The 15,684-nt window shown below is 36.2% G+C and carries 16 protein-coding genes and 1 tRNA gene; 7 read left to right on the top strand and 10 right to left on the bottom strand.

Annotated features, from left to right (window positions below):
• Positions 1-36: 36 nt before the first annotated feature.
• The 4 genes from ACNKXV_RS11155 to ACNKXV_RS11140 all read right to left on the bottom strand — a co-directional run bounded on the left by ACNKXV_RS11155 (position 37) and on the right by ACNKXV_RS11140 (position 4,242).
• Entirely contained in the window at positions 37-747 is a 711-nt protein-coding gene (locus ACNKXV_RS11155; protein ID WP_417907814.1) for a LytR/AlgR family response regulator transcription factor, read from the bottom strand.
• 11 nt (positions 748-758) lie between these two features.
• Positions 759-1,079, bottom strand: coding sequence for an Hpt domain-containing protein (locus ACNKXV_RS11150; protein ID WP_417907966.1), 321 nt, complete (start codon positions 1,077-1,079; stop codon positions 759-761).
• Between the two features lie 153 nt (positions 1,080-1,232).
• Positions 1,233-3,581, bottom strand: a complete 2,349-nt coding sequence (locus ACNKXV_RS11145) for a PAS domain S-box protein (RefSeq protein ID WP_417907813.1) — start codon at positions 3,579-3,581, stop codon at positions 1,233-1,235.
• A 247-nt stretch (positions 3,582-3,828) separates the two neighbouring features.
• Positions 3,829-4,242 carry a response regulator gene (locus ACNKXV_RS11140; protein ID WP_417907812.1) on the bottom strand — a complete coding sequence of 138 codons (414 nt, stop codon included), beginning with the start codon at positions 4,240-4,242 and terminating at the stop codon, positions 3,829-3,831.
• A gap of 74 nt (positions 4,243-4,316) precedes the next feature.
• On the opposite strand from ACNKXV_RS11140, the gene ACNKXV_RS11135 reads away from it, so the two are divergent.
• The 4 genes from ACNKXV_RS11135 to ACNKXV_RS11120 all read left to right on the top strand — a co-directional run bounded on the left by ACNKXV_RS11135 (position 4,317) and on the right by ACNKXV_RS11120 (position 7,522).
• Positions 4,317-4,502 (top strand): hypothetical protein, encoded by a 186-nt coding sequence (locus ACNKXV_RS11135; RefSeq protein WP_417907811.1) that lies wholly within the window; start codon positions 4,317-4,319, stop codon positions 4,500-4,502.
• A 173-nt stretch (positions 4,503-4,675) separates the two neighbouring features.
• On the top strand, positions 4,676-5,032 hold the full coding sequence (locus ACNKXV_RS11130) for a response regulator (RefSeq protein ID WP_417907810.1): 357 nt from the start codon (positions 4,676-4,678) through the stop codon (positions 5,030-5,032).
• Positions 5,029-6,081, top strand: coding sequence for a hypothetical protein (locus ACNKXV_RS11125; protein ID WP_417907809.1), 1,053 nt, complete (start codon positions 5,029-5,031; stop codon positions 6,079-6,081). Before ACNKXV_RS11130 ends, ACNKXV_RS11125 begins: the two co-directional genes overlap by 4 nt.
• A complete protein-coding gene (locus ACNKXV_RS11120; RefSeq protein WP_417907808.1) occupies positions 6,071-7,522 on the top strand; it encodes a glycosyltransferase family 2 protein in 1,452 nt (483 codons plus the stop codon). Before ACNKXV_RS11125 ends, ACNKXV_RS11120 begins: the two co-directional genes overlap by 11 nt.
• Here the strand turns inward: ACNKXV_RS11120 and ACNKXV_RS11115 are convergent.
• On the bottom strand, positions 7,519-8,763 hold the full coding sequence (locus tag ACNKXV_RS11115) for a YaiO family outer membrane beta-barrel protein (RefSeq protein ID WP_417907807.1): 1,245 nt from the start codon (positions 8,761-8,763) through the stop codon (positions 7,519-7,521). The two genes, ACNKXV_RS11120 and ACNKXV_RS11115, sit on opposite strands and share 4 nt — an antisense overlap.
• 268 nt (positions 8,764-9,031) lie before the next feature.
• On the opposite strand from ACNKXV_RS11115, the gene ACNKXV_RS11110 reads away from it, so the two are divergent.
• Positions 9,032-9,105: transfer RNA gene (locus tag ACNKXV_RS11110), tRNA-Pro, on the top strand.
• 162 nt (positions 9,106-9,267) lie between these two features.
• Here ACNKXV_RS11110 and ACNKXV_RS11105 read toward each other — a convergent pair.
• The 3 genes from ACNKXV_RS11105 to ACNKXV_RS11095 all read right to left on the bottom strand — a co-directional run bounded on the left by ACNKXV_RS11105 (position 9,268) and on the right by ACNKXV_RS11095 (position 12,135).
• A complete protein-coding gene (locus ACNKXV_RS11105; RefSeq protein WP_417907806.1) occupies positions 9,268-9,855 on the bottom strand; it encodes a hypothetical protein in 588 nt (195 codons plus the stop codon).
• A 71-nt stretch (positions 9,856-9,926) separates the two neighbouring features.
• Complete coding sequence (locus ACNKXV_RS11100) at positions 9,927-11,300, bottom strand: MBL fold metallo-hydrolase RNA specificity domain-containing protein (protein ID WP_417907805.1); 1,374 nt, start codon at positions 11,298-11,300, stop codon at positions 9,927-9,929.
• Positions 11,290-12,135, bottom strand: a complete 846-nt coding sequence (locus tag ACNKXV_RS11095) for a restriction endonuclease (RefSeq protein ID WP_417907804.1) — start codon at positions 12,133-12,135, stop codon at positions 11,290-11,292. Before ACNKXV_RS11095 ends, ACNKXV_RS11100 begins: the two co-directional genes overlap by 11 nt.
• 318 nt (positions 12,136-12,453) lie before the next feature.
• Here ACNKXV_RS11095 and ACNKXV_RS11090 point away from each other — a divergent pair, with 318 nt between their 5' ends.
• Positions 12,454-13,176, top strand: a complete 723-nt coding sequence (locus tag ACNKXV_RS11090; protein ID WP_417907803.1) for a glycosyltransferase family 2 protein — start codon at positions 12,454-12,456, stop codon at positions 13,174-13,176.
• Positions 13,177-13,387: 211 nt separating this feature from the next.
• Positions 13,388-14,170, top strand: coding sequence for a hypothetical protein (locus tag ACNKXV_RS11085; protein ID WP_417907802.1), 783 nt, complete (start codon positions 13,388-13,390; stop codon positions 14,168-14,170).
• A gap of 84 nt (positions 14,171-14,254) precedes the next feature.
• Here ACNKXV_RS11085 and ACNKXV_RS11080 read toward each other — a convergent pair whose 3' ends face one another.
• Both ACNKXV_RS11080 and ACNKXV_RS11075 read right to left on the bottom strand, forming a co-directional pair.
• A complete protein-coding gene (locus tag ACNKXV_RS11080) occupies positions 14,255-14,842 on the bottom strand; it encodes a PepSY domain-containing protein (protein WP_417907801.1) in 588 nt (195 codons plus the stop codon).
• A 105-nt stretch (positions 14,843-14,947) separates the two neighbouring features.
• A complete protein-coding gene (locus ACNKXV_RS11075) occupies positions 14,948-15,631 on the bottom strand; it encodes a hypothetical protein (protein WP_417907800.1) in 684 nt (227 codons plus the stop codon).
• Positions 15,632-15,684: the final 53 nt, after the last annotated feature.

Raw genomic sequence — 15,684 nt, 5'->3', positions numbered from 1 at the left:
GATTTATATTAGGTGTAATAATCAGTAATACAAAGATTATAACAGGTTGACCCTCTTCATTAGTTCGGGTCTGTTGCTACGGCTAACCGGAATTACGTCTTTTTCTATTAAAACACTATTGTCCTGGATGTCAATTATAAATTTGGTATTTATAATAAAAGATCTGTGGATCTTTAAAAACTGGTCATCGGGTAATTTATTTTCAATCTTTTTTAGCGTGGAGTGCACCAGGTAATTTTGATCATGGGTTTTGATCTGAATATAATCTCCTTTGGCCGCAACTAAATAGATGGAAGAGATGTCAATTTTAATAAGCCTTCTGTTAATATTGATATATAAAATACCGCTTTCGGCTTCCTCAGGTTCAGATTCGGTGGGAAGAAGGGAAGGCAAGGGTCTGGAACCGGAGGCTTTTAGTATCGCCTTATCAAATCTTTCTTTTGCAATGGGTTTTACCAGATAATCCACGATAAAGTCATATTCAAACGCCTCACTGGCAAAACTTTTGTCTGAGGTGGTTAAAATAACCATAGGTGGATTTTTAAGACTTTGAATAAAATCGATGCCGGTAAAATCTGGCATATGGATATCTAGAAAAATAAGGTCTATAGTATTTTGATTAAGGTATTTTATTGCCTGCATGGCATTGGAAAATTCCTCCTGCAAATGGAGTTGGGCATGGTTTGATATTAACCTATGTATTATTGCTCGCGCAGTAGTTTCATCATCTATTATGATACACTCCATTGAAACAGATATTATTTTCCTTTGATAAAAGCAAGCATAACTTCCAGAATCGAGTTAAACTCTCCCTGGAGTTTCAGAGACTTTTCTTTGAGTTGGGCTTCGAAACTTTCGGCTATTGAATAACCTTTTTGGAGGCCTAAAATACTAATTTTATGTTTGATCTTATGAACACTTTGGGAGGCCGCATCAAAATTATTTTCCTTTAATTTTTCCTTGTATAATTTGATTTCCTCAGGTAATTCTCTCTGAATGATAGCTATAATTTTATTCTCAAATTGCTTATTGCCTTCAGAGAGTTCCTGTATGTAATTTAAATTTGGAGATTCCTTCATTTTCAAAAATAAAATTCAGACTAAACTTACCGTGAAATCCAATAAAACCAACCTACTTAATCTTCATCTCAACTAAGTTAGTGAAGACTTTCGGTTATGCATAAATTTTTTTAAAATATTTATGGAAAGTAAAATGAATTAATTCCGAGAAAATTAGGTGGTTTTTTTTAAACTGAAAAAGAACGTTGTTCCTACCCCGGGCTCACTTTCTAACCAAATTCGACCGTGATAAAGATCAATAATTTTTTTAACAATACTAAGTCCGATGCCTGCAGAGTTTTTTTCATCGCTAACAGAGTGGAAGATCTTATAGATATTCTGGTGATAAGCTTTAGGTATGCCGCAGCCATTATCTTTTACAGAGAATATATATTCGGTTTTAGAGTGGCTTAAATCAATTTCCACGATTCCGGTATCCTTATCGATGTAATTTACTGCGTTAATAATAAGATTCTGGAAAAGCTGCTGAATCCTGGTGGTGTCAGCGATAATGACAGGTAGTCTGGATTTAATAGTTACGGTTATATGGGAGGGAATGTAGATCATTGATATGATATCTTCCACCACTTCCTGAACATTTACTTTTTCGCTGGTTAGATTCTGCGGATCTATACTGGAATACTTCAGAATATTTTCTATAAGGTGGTCCATTTTTTCAATTTTCCCCTGTATAAGGTCTATATTCTTAAGGCTTTCCTCTTTTAGATCATTGGTTAAATCTTCTTTAGTCCAGCTTAACAAAGCTGAAATGTTGCGCAACGGGGACTTAAGATCGTGAGAAACTATATGAGCATAATCATTGAGCTGATCGTTTTGATTTTCCAGATTCCTCAATAATTCTACCTGTTTATCTTCAAGCTCCTTCCTTTCGGTAATATCCAGGTGTATAAAAATATAACCTGTTAAGACACCATTCATGTTGTAATTTGGCGCACTACTTACTAACCAGGTCTTGCTATCACCTTTTTTTGTGACAATTGGAATTTCACTTTGTTTAGAAAGGCCTTCATTATTGTTACGTTTAAAGTATGTATCTGCAGAAAAAAGTTGGGCAGGGTCTTTTCCAATTAATGCTTCTCTCGAATACCCGCTTAGATCAAGAAAACTGTGATTAGCCATGATTATTTTGTTATTCATGTCTATTTCCAGAAGACCCAGATTCATATTGGCAATTATGTTACTATATTTTTCTTTTTGGGCTTTCAAGCTTTCTTTATAGGTCCTGCGAATGGTGACATCATCATAACTCCACAAATGCCCGTTATAATCACCCTCATTATATATTGGAATGTAATTAAGTTCCAGGATCCTTCCATCGGTCAACCTTAATTCTTCCCCTAAAACTGTGGTTTTATTTTGTTTTAGTTGAGAAATTCGATTTTTATAGCCAATTTGATCTTTGATTAAAACCTGTATGATTTCAGAAGTTATTTTGCTGCTAATTCCTTTTAAATCCTCCGGCGGACTCTTTATTTTAAACAATGCACAAAACTTCTGATTGATAAGGCTAATGTTTTGGTTTTCATCTTCCAACATTATACCCGTTTGTAAATTCATAATGAGCGTAGCCATCCTGTTTTCAGACTCCTTAAGTTTGTTACTGGCTTCTTTTTTTTCGGTAATATCTTCCAGTGTCGCCACAAGAAAATTAAGTTCGTCTTTTTCGTCTCTTACAGCCGTTACACTGGTATTACCCCATAAAATACCTCCGTTTTTCTTAAAATATCTTTTCTCCAGAGTAAAAGTGTTAATTTCTCCTGCAAAGATTTTTTTCCGAAGCTCTTGAGTTGCCTTAAGATCTTCCGGGTGGGTAATATCGTCTACGGTGATTTTTTTAAACTCTTCGGGAGTATAACCTAACATCTCACTCATGGCATTATTAACCATTATAAGGCCCCCGGAATAAGTGTTGGCAAGACCTACACCTATTGGTGAGTTTTTATAGATTATGTCTAATTGTTGTTTCTGCTCAATCAACAACTGTTTAAGTTTGGATTCCTGCGTGATGTCACGGGCAATTCCCTGGGCAGCAACTGGTTCTGCCTGAGAATTATAAATAATACTGGTGTTTATATGGACGGTTTTTTCTTCCCCATCCCTGGTAGTGATCTCTGCCCGATAGTTATTAAACTTGCCATGAATCAATAGTTCTTTAAAGGCCTCGAAAGTATAATCTATATAATCCGGCTTTACGAGAGAGATTAAATTAAAAGGCTCTTCCTTATAATCGTAGCCCAGAAGTTCTATGGCAGCCTGATTCATATTTATTACCTCGCCTGAAAGTTCCATGACCACAAAAGCATCGGTAATATTTTCAAAAACACCTTTTAATTCAGTTGATTTTTGATTTTGGAGCTCCTGAGATTTATATTTACTTAATTCTGCAGAAATTTTTTCTAACTGCTCAGATTTGGTTTTAAGATCAGCTTCAGCAGCTATTCTGGCCGCCCGCTCACTTTGAAGGGCAATTTCCAGATCTTTAACATTTTTATTTAACTGCATATCTCTTAAAATTATTGAATAAAATCAATATTAAGTACGTGAAAAACCAAACTAATTTTTGATTTCCTATATATTTAAGCAAGGGAGGTTTTGAATTCTATCATCGTATACCCTTGTTTACCTTAAGTTTAAATAAAAGAACACTCGTAGGGAGAGTGTTCTGTTTAACCCGGAATTTTTAGATTACTGAATTTTGTTCTCAAACCAGAAATAACGGGATGTAGGGTATTTTTAAAATTTTAATGAACTAAACTTTTATTAACTCATTCTGACTCCAATAGGTAAGTACTGAAGTAAGTTTACTTACGTAATCCTCATATTTTAGAGGCTTTATTATATAGCCGGAAATTCCAATATTAAAACATTCCTTCACATCACTCCGGTTATTCGAAGTTGTAAGTACGATGGTTGGAATATATTTAAGGGTTTCGTCTTTTTTTAAAATGCGTAGAAACTCTATTCCATTAATTTTAGGCATATTGAGATCAAGTAAAATAATATCCGGTAATTGATCTTTTTTTTCAAGTATATCCAATGCTACCTCACCGTTATGGGCATTTTTTACGATATGTTTTTCTTCCATCCGCTTGAGAGTACGTGTAAGTTTCATTACTTCTATCTCATCATCCTCGATAAAAAGAATATTTAATCTTCGGCGCATTTTAAATACCATAGGTTCTAGGTTCCTTCAAATATTGGAAAAATAGGCACTGCTTTTCTACAAATTCGATATAGTTGCCGGTAGTGTCGACCAATGAAACTAAAGTATGGTTTAGCTGTAATCATGGTGATCTTATAAATTTTCTGGTAATTAAGATTAGCCGAAGTAAAAACTATATAGAAAATTTTTATACCGGGAGTGGGGAAATTTCCTTAAGATTGGGTAGAAGATCCCTGAATTCTTTCGGCTATTATGAATAAATAAATTTTAAATATTTGTATTCTTGTGTAAGAGACAACAAGCTGGGGAATGTATATTAATATTGTAAGGATTTTCTTATTCATTGCCGGGAATTTAGGCTAAATGTCTCAGATGCTTAGTGAAGGATAAAGAAACCTATGATTTTATTATATTTTAGCGCAAATAAATTCGAATGAGGAAAGTTCTGGTGATTCAAGAGGATTTAATTATCCTTAAGATTCTGGAAAGACTGGTGAAACTCAATAATTTCGAATGTAAAGCGATTCGGTCACTGGATTCGTTGAACATTGAGGATCAGCAAACCAATTTTGATTTTATTATCACAGATATCCTGTTCGAAGGTATTGCACCCCTGGAATTTGTTGCCCAGGTTCAGGAAATCATTCCTCATAAAAATTTGTTGGTTTTGACCAATATGGGTCAGGATAAAATCAAGCAGGAGATCTTTGCCCTTAAGGGAATTGCAGGATTTTTTGCGGTGCCTCTGGATCTGGATGAAATTGAAGCTATTATACAAACCTACAAATGAATGAAGAGACCTTACTTTATTTTATAGCGTTTATACTGGGTGGTCTTTTTTTCTGCTGGGGTTCTATAGCTTACAGCATGTTTTATCGAAAAAGAAGAACCTCCCGTTTAGAACTTATAGAAGCTACTTTTGCAGATATTGTAAGTCGGTATTTATACAACGACCCTAATGATCCCTTGACTTTAACCGAGATACAAAGGTCGTTGCGCAATGTTGGTATAAAGGAAGGTAATAAGAATAATATTCAATTCTTAATCCGGTTGATGATTCGCACCCAGCGAACCATCCTGGGAAGTAATTACTATAAGCTTAAAACTTTATATACTCAAATCCCACCCTATAACGCTTCGTTTGAAAAAATCAACAGTTGGAACTGGTACAGGAGAGCAAGAGGAATAAGAGAGATCTATGAAATGGATCAATCCCAGTATTTGGATAAGATCTTTAAATTTCAGGATCATAAGAACATTTTTGTTAGAAGGGAAGCACAAATTGCACTTGTAGTTTTTTTAGGTTGGGAATCGCTTCGGTTTCTTCCTTATCTAAAACGGAAAATGAGCCTTTGGCAGCAAATAAAAATCGTGGAAAAATTATATGATTTATATCCTCAACCAGATCTTAAATGGTTGCGGAAAGGTTATAAAACCGAAAAATTATTTGCCAAGAAATTACTGATGCGTATTATTAGAAAATATATGCTTCATTCAGAAACCGATTATATTCTGGAACATTTGGGTCATACGGATTATGAAGTAAGAGAAACTGCCATATATTGTATTAAATCTTTCGCGCTTTCACGTAGTAAAATGGAAAAAGTGAAAGAAATTTATAATAAGATCGCAAATCCAACTCAGCAAGGTCAGCTTTTAAAATATATTGCTGAAAACACAGAGGTTGATCTGGATTTCTACCTGGAGCATCTGTATGGCCCCAATGATGAATTAAAATTAAGTATAGCCGAAATTTTGTGGAATAACGGCTACAAAGAAAAGGTACAGGAATTCTATTATAAACAGTACGCGGCCAATAATCAACTTTATGTGGAGTAGTTTTGAAAGTTTTTTTAGTAGTGAGGTAGTTTTTTTAACTGCGAACTACTTTTTCTTTTTCTACGGGATATGTTTAATGTCCATCTATTTCGCAGGTGTTTTTCTTGCCAACAGAGCTATAGCCCGAACTAAAAAGAAATCACTTTTCTTACAGGTTAATGATATTGTTAGTGCGACAGATATACCTTCAGTTTCTGTAATTGCACCAGCCTATAATGAAGGGATGACCATCATCGAAAATGTAAAGTCATTGCTTTCCATTCAATATCCATATTATGAATTGATTCTGGTTAATGATGGGAGTAAAGATGATTCTCTGGAGAAATTAATCAGGGAATTCGATCTGGTGCGAAGCGATGCCACTTTTATCACTCAACCTATCCCAACTGCAACGGTAAAATATATCTATCGAAGCAGAGATTCCAGATATACCCATCTTACAGTGCTTGATAAGAACAATGGCGGCCGGGCAGATGCTTTGAATGCAGGTATAAACTTTGCAACCTCAGAACTGGTTGTATGTACAGATGCCGATTGTATTATAGAACAGGATGCATTATTAAAAATGGTGAGACCTTACCTTGAAGAAGGTGAAAAAGAGATCATAGCCTGTGGAGGGGGAATAGGAATTGCAAACGATTCAGTAATCAGGAACGGGGTTTTAAAAGAACTTCGTCTTCCGGAAAATCTTGTACCTATGGTACAGGTCGTGGAATATATACGGGCCTTCCTTCTTGGGAGAATGGCCTGGAGTGAGATCAACGGCTTGATGCTGGTATCTGGTGCTTTTGGTATGTATCCCCGAAAAAGGGTGATAGAGGTAGGAGGATTCGATGCTAAAACCGTAGGAGAGGATCTTGAACTTTGTATCAGACTACGAAGTTTGATGGAAGAATTAAAATTGCCCTATAAGGTTGTCTATCTTCCGGAAACTCTTTGCTGGACAGAAGGTCCGCCAGATTATAAGATCCTTATAAAACAAAGAGACAGATGGGCTCGTGGTTTATGGGAAACGTTGAAAATTCACAAAAAATTATTTTTTAACCCTAAGTATAGGTATATGGGAATATTTTACTTCCCGTACTGGTTATTCTTTGAGTTTGGAGCTCCTATAATCGAATTTCTGGGGATCATTTTTATTATCGCGTTTGCCTTTTTCGGGATGATCAACTGGCCAATGGCCATTTTACTTTTCACAGCAGTTTATCTGGTGGGTTGCATATTTTCAACCGCCGCAATATTTATGTATGTGAAAAATTTTGACCATTATAAAAAGCCAAAACAAGTGGTGGAGCTTTGTCTTGCTGCTTACCTGGAACCATTTCTTTACCACCCGGTTTTGGTATACGGGCAAATGTTGGGGTATTATAAAAAGATCTTTAAGATCAAATCCGGTTGGGGAACCATGACCAGAAAAGGATTTAAAGTTTCAGAATCCTAAAATCTGAATCTGTAACCCAGGCTACCCACAACCTGGTCACCTTCATCTTTTGTATTGATTTCTTCAAATAAGTACCCTGCACCCAGCTGTATAATATGGCGGGGGCCTATGCTAAAGTTTATTCCTAAGTTGGAGTAATAAGCGTTTAGATCCGGATATTTTTGTACCTGAGTGAAAATGGCCCGTTGGTCTGGAGAAATTCCCGTACCTAACCGTAGGAAGAAGTAATTATCAACATTATTCAAATAGTATCTAAGGTTGAACTGATAATTTTGAATGAGTCGGTCTCCAAATTCAGGTCCAAGAAAAACTCTGGTATTCAGATAAAACTTACCCTGATACATGGTCATCCCAAGAACCCCTGAGAAATAGTCATTTTCAGAAAAGTGAAGCAAACGACCTCCGGTTTCCAGTTCCAGAATTTTAAAAATATTGAAAAATATGGAGGCCTGGGTTCGGAGATTTGGATATAGATTGCCATCTGAGATTCCAACGTTTACAAAGGCATAAACTTTATCGCTGAATACCGGGTAAGCTTCCAGCTCATATAAAATACCGTCTTTCGAAACCCGGTTAGTATAATTTAAACGGGCAATTACGGCTGTTTTATTGAAGTAATGCTGGAATTCCGGACTTATGGTTTGCCAGTCTTCACGATTATAATCATCACTAAAGCTGATGTACTGGTAATTGATCCCAATTTCATTACTAATAGTCCGTTTTAAAATATTCTGAAGAACATAGCGGTCGTTTTTATCCAGCTCAGGATTGTTGAACAATTCCAGAGCAATTTCTCTTGCCTCAGATGGTTGCTTGTTTTCAAGTAAAAGCTGAGCTTTCAATAACTTTAGATCATGATTGAGAGAATCTTTCTTTTCGATTTTATCGATATACTTTAGCGCTTCAACCGGATCTTTTAAAAACCGGGTTTGTTTTAACACCATTTCCCTGACTCCGGGATAATCCGGAGCTTTCTCCAGTAGGAATTCCAGGTCTTTCGAGGCATTTAATAGCATATTAAGCGCCCAGTAATCCCTGATGCGGAGAATTCTTATATCATGGTATTCGGGTGCTAATTGCAGACCTTTATTAGCAAGTTTTAACGAGGTTTGGAAATCCTGTTTTTTGTAGGATCTAAGACTTTTAAAATATAAACTATCGGTATTGGTCTCTTTAATTTCCTGGCTGGTTGCCAGAAGGGAAATCATAAAGAAAACTACGAAAAAACTATTTTTAAGCATGAAAAGGGATTTGGGTAAATCGCTGTGAAGATAGTAATAATGAAGAATTATTTAAGCCAAACATATCTAATTTCCTAAGAGCTGGTGATGGTTGGGATTGCAACGCATAGACTGTTTTTTGATCGTTTGGAGACCAATTGGAAAGGAAGTATGTTTTTTTGACAAACTTTTTGAAATTAAAAATAAACCAAGTTAATTTGCAGCCTTGTGAAACCGGGACAATAAAGAATCTAAGAGTTTTTTAATCGGTTTTACGAAAGTTATTACTCGGGATGTGGCGCAGTCTGGTAGCGTATACGCCTGGGGGGCGTGGGGTCGCAGGTTCAAATCCTGTCATCCCGACAAAAATTAAAAGCGGTTCACTATTTGAACCGCTTTTTTTATTCAGCTGAAATAAAAAAGTGTTTATTGAATGTTACGTTTATTAATTCTGGATTAAAAAATTTAGCTCTTGTTAGGGGATAATTTCAAAGACTTGTGAAGTAACCTCAATCCTGGTAGAAATTAATTAGCAACCGGACTTATCATTATATGTGCACGATGAGTGCCGGGGTCCATTATCCACGGCATTCCGGGAGCTTCTGGTTTAATAGGTAAGCCGGTTGATTCCGGAGTCGCAAAAGGGATATAAACTACGTAGCGGTACTTCCCATTCTCCAAAATTCCGGTTTTGCGATCATAATCATCTTCACTGCCAGAATATACATATAAGGTACTGGGCGTATCCGGCATTTTTAATTTACCAGATTCAACTTCTGCGGCCCTAATTTTTCTTTTATCAATTTCAGATTTACCCTTTTCGGTTAATTCCCTGCCTCTTGCCATAAAAGCTTCCAGCTTGTCACTGTAGCAGGCAACCTGGATTCCATCGAATTCCGGATTGTCGGCAACGCAAATCATATTATTTGTACCTTTTTTGAGCAGTGTGATTTTTCCGTCTTTGTTGTAGCCATAAACCGCCGCACCACTTCGCTTGCTTTCCGGCGCCGCAAGAACGGCGGTTTTTATCTGAATTTCAGGTGAAAGAATTTCCTTTTGTGAATATGTGTAATTTGAAATGAACAGGAGTATTATAAAGGACAGGTAGCGCATGAAATTATGGATTTAAGAATTATAAACTTCTAAATATAAGTATTTTGTAAAAAAATTTAGGTCTCCAGATTTTACATATCTATCTCAATTTCGTCATACAGCTTAGGGAGCTTAACGTTCCAGTTTAATTCAGATTCCAGTTTTACTCTAAATGCATCACTTACATGTTTCTCCCCATGGATAAGAAAAACTTGTTCTGGAACGTTCTTGATATGTTTACACCATTCCAATAGTTCCTTTTGATCGGCATGCGCAGAGAGACCTTCCAGAGTAATGACTTTTGCTTTTACAGGGAAATATTTTCCCTGAATCTTGATTTCAGATAATCCATCCTGCAGTTGTCTGCCGCGCGTACCTTCTGCCTGATAGCCGGAAAGTACCACCCGGGTGCTTTCTACATCAATAAATTGTTTAAGGTAAGTAAGTATTCTTCCTCCGGTTAGCATTCCGCTTCCGGCAATAACGATCCTGGGTTCATTTTTATCAATGATCTCCCAGGTTCTACCGAAAGAGGAAACCAGTTCAAACCGGTTTTTCATTGCTTCAAAATCTGCCTGAGTTAATTTGTGATATTCGGGATATCTGCTAAAAATATGGAAAGCGTTTATTCCCATTGGGCTATCAATAAAAACCGGAATTTCCGGAGCTTTATTCTTTTTAAATAATTCCCATAATAAATATATCAGGATTTGTAATCGCTCCACTGCGAAGGAGGCAATTAGTAAAATTTCCCGCTCCTTTATAGTATCTTTAATAAGCTCTGTAAGGATAGCTTCAATATCTTCTTGGGGGTGGATTTTATTGCCATAAGTACTTTCCAAAAAGAAATAATCTGCCCATTCAGGTTTAGCGGGAGCCTCAAGAAGCACATCCTTATTTCTTCCAAGATCACCCGAGAACAGGAAGATTTTCCCGTGAATGTCTAAGCTTATAAAACAGGCACCTAAGATATGACCGGCGGGTGAAAATTTAAATTTGATCTCCGGGGCGAGTTCGATCCAGGTTTCCATTTCTACACTCTTAAATAATTCAAGGGTCTTTAAAACTTCTTTGCTGGTATACAGTGGCAGGGCAGGAGAATGTTTCGTATAATGCTCATCATTCGCTCTTTTTGCTTCTTCTTCCTGAATTTTGGCTGTGTCCTTTAAAATGATTTCGGCTATTTCAAGGCTTGGCATGCTGCCTAAAATGGTACCCTGAAATCCCTGCTGAATGAGTCTTGGAAGATATCCGGTATGATCAAGGTGACCATGGGTAAGAATTACATAATCCAGTTGGGAAACATCCAAGGGTAAATTTTCCCAGTTGTGAAGTCTTAATTCCTTAAGGCCCTGGAAAAGGCCGCAATCTATCATTATCTTCAGGTTCTCATGCTCCAGATAGAATTTAGAACCGGTGACAGTACCTGCAGCTCCTAAAAACGTTATTTTTAATTTATTTCTCATCTGCGACTGCGGTATTACAAAGTGAACCGAACTCCTTTAAAATCTTTTCCTTTCTTTCTTCAGAAAATTTTGCGGGATCGAGTAAACCCGGCTTATTTACTAATTCTTTACCTAATATTATATTTTTTAATAAGAGGTTGATCTTTTCTTCAGAGGTCAATAAGGTTGAACTGGTTATGGGATAAGCATGATGTTTATCAATAAGTTCTTTTAAACCATGATTAACCGGATAATCCCAGCTTAGTAATTTTAGACCCATACATTCACCATAATCAATGGCATCTTTGGTAAAATGAGTATTGGTTATTAACCAGCCTCGAAAGCTTTTATTTTTATGAATGGATGCATTTATATCTTCAAATCTGGCATGGATGTACAGAGGAACTTTTACATCACACTTACGGCCTTCATCGCTGCGAAATTTACATTCAATTAAAAAATTCTCAGAATTTCGTTCTGCCAGAATATCTACTTCATGTGAGACACATTTTCCCTGCATTTGCTGATTTAGCTTGGTTTTATACCCTTCGCATTTCAATACTTCTGAAACAAATTTTTCAAAAGGAAAGCCCGAAGGTCCCAATTCATACAGGGATTTTTTAAGTTTATACCGGGAGGCGAAGGCACCATTATATTCTTTAAGTAAATCGAATGCTTTTTGATAAAGTTCTGAAGTGGAAATCTTTTGATGGAGATCCTTCTTTATCATATTAATAATCGAGCTAACCATAGGTTTACTTGCTCCGCTCTTTAATAACGAATTTCTAAGTTTTTTAATTGAGAATCTCACTCTCTCGCCTGAAGATTTTATCACATTCGGGTTTGGTATCTTCATGCTTTTGAGATTTTTAAGTGCAAAGACTTAGCTTTATTAGAAAGAATACTTTAAAAACTTATACAGCTAAATAGTTTATGCTCAATTAGTTAAAGTTAGTGAAATTTAAGGAGTAAGCTGCCTTTTAAAAATGGAAGGGAATAAGTTCAATCATCTTGAAATAAAAATATCAAAATATAATTGATGGGAAGGTGAACATCAGCAGATAGAAACCTCCTGAAATTTATCCATTAGACTTCTATCCACGCTTTCTTACAATATATCTATATTTGGCTTCTTTATTAGAAAACATACTTTACCAAAAATTCTACCTGACATATGGATAAGCTTACCATTATAGTTCCTTTATTTAACGAAGAAGAAAATTTGTTAAGGGTTGAGAAGAAGCTTGGTGAGTATGTCGAAAAATCCAGTGTTCCTACCAAAATTCTTTTTGTAAACGATGGCTCGACAGATAAAAGCCTGGACCTGGTTAAATCAATCTGCGCAAGGAATAGCAATTTTAACTATATATCTTTTCTAAAAAATGCCGGACTATCCGCAGCTATCAAAGCAGGTTTTGATCATGTGGATACCAGTTTAACGGGATATATAGATTCAGATTTGCAAACAGATCCATTTGACTTTGAGGTACTGCTTAAAGAAATAGGAAATTTTGATCTGGTTAATGGTTATAGAAACCAGAGAAAGGATTCTTTTAAAAAGAACATAACATCCACGATCGCCAATAACATCCGCAATCTTTTTACCCAGGATGGTATGTATGATACCGGCTGTCCCTTAAAGATCATAAAAACTGAATATGCCCAAAGAATACCTATGTTTAAAGGTTTGCATAGATTTCTACCGGCAATGGTTTTACTGCAGGGGGGAAGGGTTACACAAATCCCTATTCGTCATTATCCAAGAATTGCAGGGAAAGCTAAATTCGGATTAAGGAATCGCCTTATAAAACCTCTTCTTGATTGCTTCGCTTACCTGTGGATGAAGAAAAATTATATTAATTATCAGGTGGTAGACAGAGATATTTCCAAACATTGATCTCCTCTTAGCACCCTAAAACCTGACCTTCTTTATAAGAGACTTGACAGGCTTAAAATTGAGATTGTAAAAAACCAGTCAATCTCCGGTTAATAGACCTTGGCGGGCCAGATTAATCCATAATAAAAATCATTTTCAATATAATTTACTGTTAATCAAATAATTGGCTCTTATTTAATATCTTTATAAGTGATTCTAAAAACCAGTTATTATGAAACGATTACTAAGTTTAATATTCGTATTGCTATGTTGCAATTTTAGCCAGGCCCAATCTGATACCTATTTAACTTTTGAATTTATGGGGGTTGATAACTCCCAGGAACCATTTTATATGGAGACTGAAAATTTTTGGGAAAAGATTCATGAACAAAGAGTGGCCAGCGACGATATAATTGGTTGGGATCTTTGGAGGCTTTTACCAGGAGGAGAAGATCAGGGATATCAATATTTAACGGTAACTATCTTTGATAGTCCTTTGAAGATGATGCGCGCCGGAGATGGTATTCTGGAGAGTGCAAAAATGGCCTATCCAGATCTTAGTGATGAAGAAATTGATAACCGGATTAATCTGGCAGGAAGTTCAAGAAATCTGGCGGTTAGACTATTTATTAAAGTAATGGACCGAACCGTTGGGAAATTTGAAATGAAACCCGGGATGATCCTTTCCATGGATTTAATGAAAGTGAAAGAAGGACAACAGGATTCCTATGAAAAAGCTGAAATGGAATCCACTAAAAGCATGTATCAAAAACATGTAGATAGCGGAGCTATGGGAGAATGGCAACTATTAAAGGTGTTGTTACCCGAAGGAACCGATTCTTACACTTCCCATATTTCAGTGAATATGTTTGATAATTGGGAACAACATATGAAATCAATGAATTTCAAACCCGGTTTAACCGCAGAACAACAAAAGAAAATGAGTTCCGGCATTTCTAATCGTGAACTTAAATGGGTTTATAAAGCGGAGCTTGTAAAGATGGTGCGCAAATAAGCTAGTGGCGCATGTTTTAAAGATTGAGAACATACTTTGGGATTGTCCGTGTGGAAATTCCCTGATATGCTAATTCATACAAATCTATATGCCTGACCGGTTTTTACGAGACCGGTTGCGCATTTTTTTTGGTCCATACCAAAGCCAGAATCCGGTAATGGTGAAGATCAATAAGGCCGTACCCATTATGCTGGTATAGATAAGTTTAAATACACCATCAGTTCCAAAAAAACTATCTAAAATGGAACCATCATGAATATTTTCCACGAGATCTGAATTTCTTTTTCCAAGGCTTAGTAATTTACCTGTCGCTCCATCCAGCTGAATTTCATAATAATTGGCTTCAAAAAGGAATTTGGCAATGCCTTTTTCCTTACGAAGATCAATCCGACTAATTTCTGAATTTAACTGAGTGGACACTGAATCTTCAAAAAACCTGATAGCCTTTTCTTCTAATTCGGCTATAGGAAGCCAATCCTCCAAAGTGACAGAGCTACCTTTTTGGGTTTCGGGTAAAATGATACCATTACTGTCTTTTTTCCAGCCTAATATTCCGCCGGAAATGGAGATAATAAAGAAAAATACAAATAATAAGGCACCGGTGGTTCTATGAACCTTTCTAAAGTTCCGTAATAATTTTGCCTGCTTTTTTCGCGCCAGCTTGTCGCTCATTTACCATTGTTATGAAGCCGCCAAAGTAAGAAATTGAATGCTTTTAGATAAGCGCTCTTGAAAAAATATAAAAGCTCTAGCGATTCTACTCTATTAGACTTCAAATTACTCATTGATCTCACAAACACATCTAAACCCCATTTCCCTATTTTTAGTAAGATTTGATGTTTCGAAGTCGGCGGTATATTCTGGCAAGCCTAATACAATATATCTGGATTCATAGAAGTTTAGATCTTTTTCTTTCCTTCTAAAATATTTGTAATTCTTCCGTTTTTTAAACAGCGCTTTAAACTGTTTTAGTTCGGCCGATGTTGGTAGACGATATTCAATTTTTCCTGCCATGGCATTTTTTTGCACATCATTAGCAACTGAAAAATGATGGTTTACAAACTTTGTTCTCCAGGCGCAAAAGTTCTCGGCTTCTGCATGGGAAATTAAGACCGGTTTGTTCATGCCCCCAGGCTGGGTATACCTGTCATATTCCAGTACTACCTCCGGGGATTTAAGTGGAATTTCAATTAATATTCCTTTATCAGGATCTGCATATTCAGTTTTAAGGAAAGATTGAAAATCATCATAATCTGAAGTTTCATAATCACTCATCATATTCAGGTATTCCAGGTACATAATATTCGTGACGGGAACATTGTCAACATATTGCTGAGCTTTAACCCAAATTGTTCCGGGAGGGATAACTTTAGTCTCTTTTGTTTGGGCAAGGTTACTAGCTGTAACCAAAAGTAGAGAGATTGATAAAATGATCTCGATTAAAATTCGTGGATGATTCATGAACGCTTCGGGGTAAAAATTTTGGAAAAATATTGAATTGTATGCTGGCGCTC

The organism is Christiangramia aquimixticola, assembly GCF_048285835.1.
Classification (GTDB): Bacteria; Bacteroidota; Bacteroidia; order Flavobacteriales; family Flavobacteriaceae; genus Christiangramia; species Christiangramia aquimixticola.
This window is presented reverse-complemented; position numbering and strand designations above follow the sequence as displayed.

Bases quoted from the DNA above. Each gene is read 5' to 3' on its own strand.
- ACNKXV_RS11075 (WP_417907800.1), bottom strand. From the start codon at position 15,631: ATGAATCATCCACGAATTTTAATCGAGATCATTTTATCAATCTCTCTA.
- ACNKXV_RS11130 (WP_417907810.1), top strand. From the start codon at position 4,676: ATGAGGAAAGTTCTGGTGATTCAAGAGGATTTAATTATCCTTAAGATT.
- ACNKXV_RS11095 (WP_417907804.1), bottom strand. From the start codon at position 12,135: ATGAAGATACCAAACCCGAATGTGATAAAATCTTCAGGCGAGAGAGTG.
- ACNKXV_RS11145 (WP_417907813.1), bottom strand. From the start codon at position 3,581: ATGCAGTTAAATAAAAATGTTAAAGATCTGGAAATTGCCCTTCAAAGT.
- ACNKXV_RS11120 (WP_417907808.1), top strand. From the start codon at position 6,071: ATGTGGAGTAGTTTTGAAAGTTTTTTTAGTAGTGAGGTAGTTTTTTTA.
- ACNKXV_RS11105 (WP_417907806.1), bottom strand. From the start codon at position 9,855: ATGCGCTACCTGTCCTTTATAATACTCCTGTTCATTTCAAATTACACA.
- ACNKXV_RS11155 (WP_417907814.1), bottom strand. From the start codon at position 747: ATGGAGTGTATCATAATAGATGATGAAACTACTGCGCGAGCAATAATA.
- ACNKXV_RS11080 (WP_417907801.1), bottom strand. From the start codon at position 14,842: ATGAGCGACAAGCTGGCGCGAAAAAAGCAGGCAAAATTATTACGGAAC.
- ACNKXV_RS11140 (WP_417907812.1), bottom strand. From the start codon at position 4,242: ATGCGCCGAAGATTAAATATTCTTTTTATCGAGGATGATGAGATAGAA.
- ACNKXV_RS11115 (WP_417907807.1), bottom strand. From the start codon at position 8,763: ATGCTTAAAAATAGTTTTTTCGTAGTTTTCTTTATGATTTCCCTTCTG.
- ACNKXV_RS11090 (WP_417907803.1), top strand. From the start codon at position 12,454: ATGGATAAGCTTACCATTATAGTTCCTTTATTTAACGAAGAAGAAAAT.
- ACNKXV_RS11125 (WP_417907809.1), top strand. From the start codon at position 5,029: ATGAATGAAGAGACCTTACTTTATTTTATAGCGTTTATACTGGGTGGT.
- ACNKXV_RS11085 (WP_417907802.1), top strand. From the start codon at position 13,388: ATGAAACGATTACTAAGTTTAATATTCGTATTGCTATGTTGCAATTTT.
- ACNKXV_RS11100 (WP_417907805.1), bottom strand. From the start codon at position 11,300: ATGAGAAATAAATTAAAAATAACGTTTTTAGGAGCTGCAGGTACTGTC.
- ACNKXV_RS11150 (WP_417907966.1), bottom strand. From the start codon at position 1,079: ATGAAGGAATCTCCAAATTTAAATTACATACAGGAACTCTCTGAAGGC.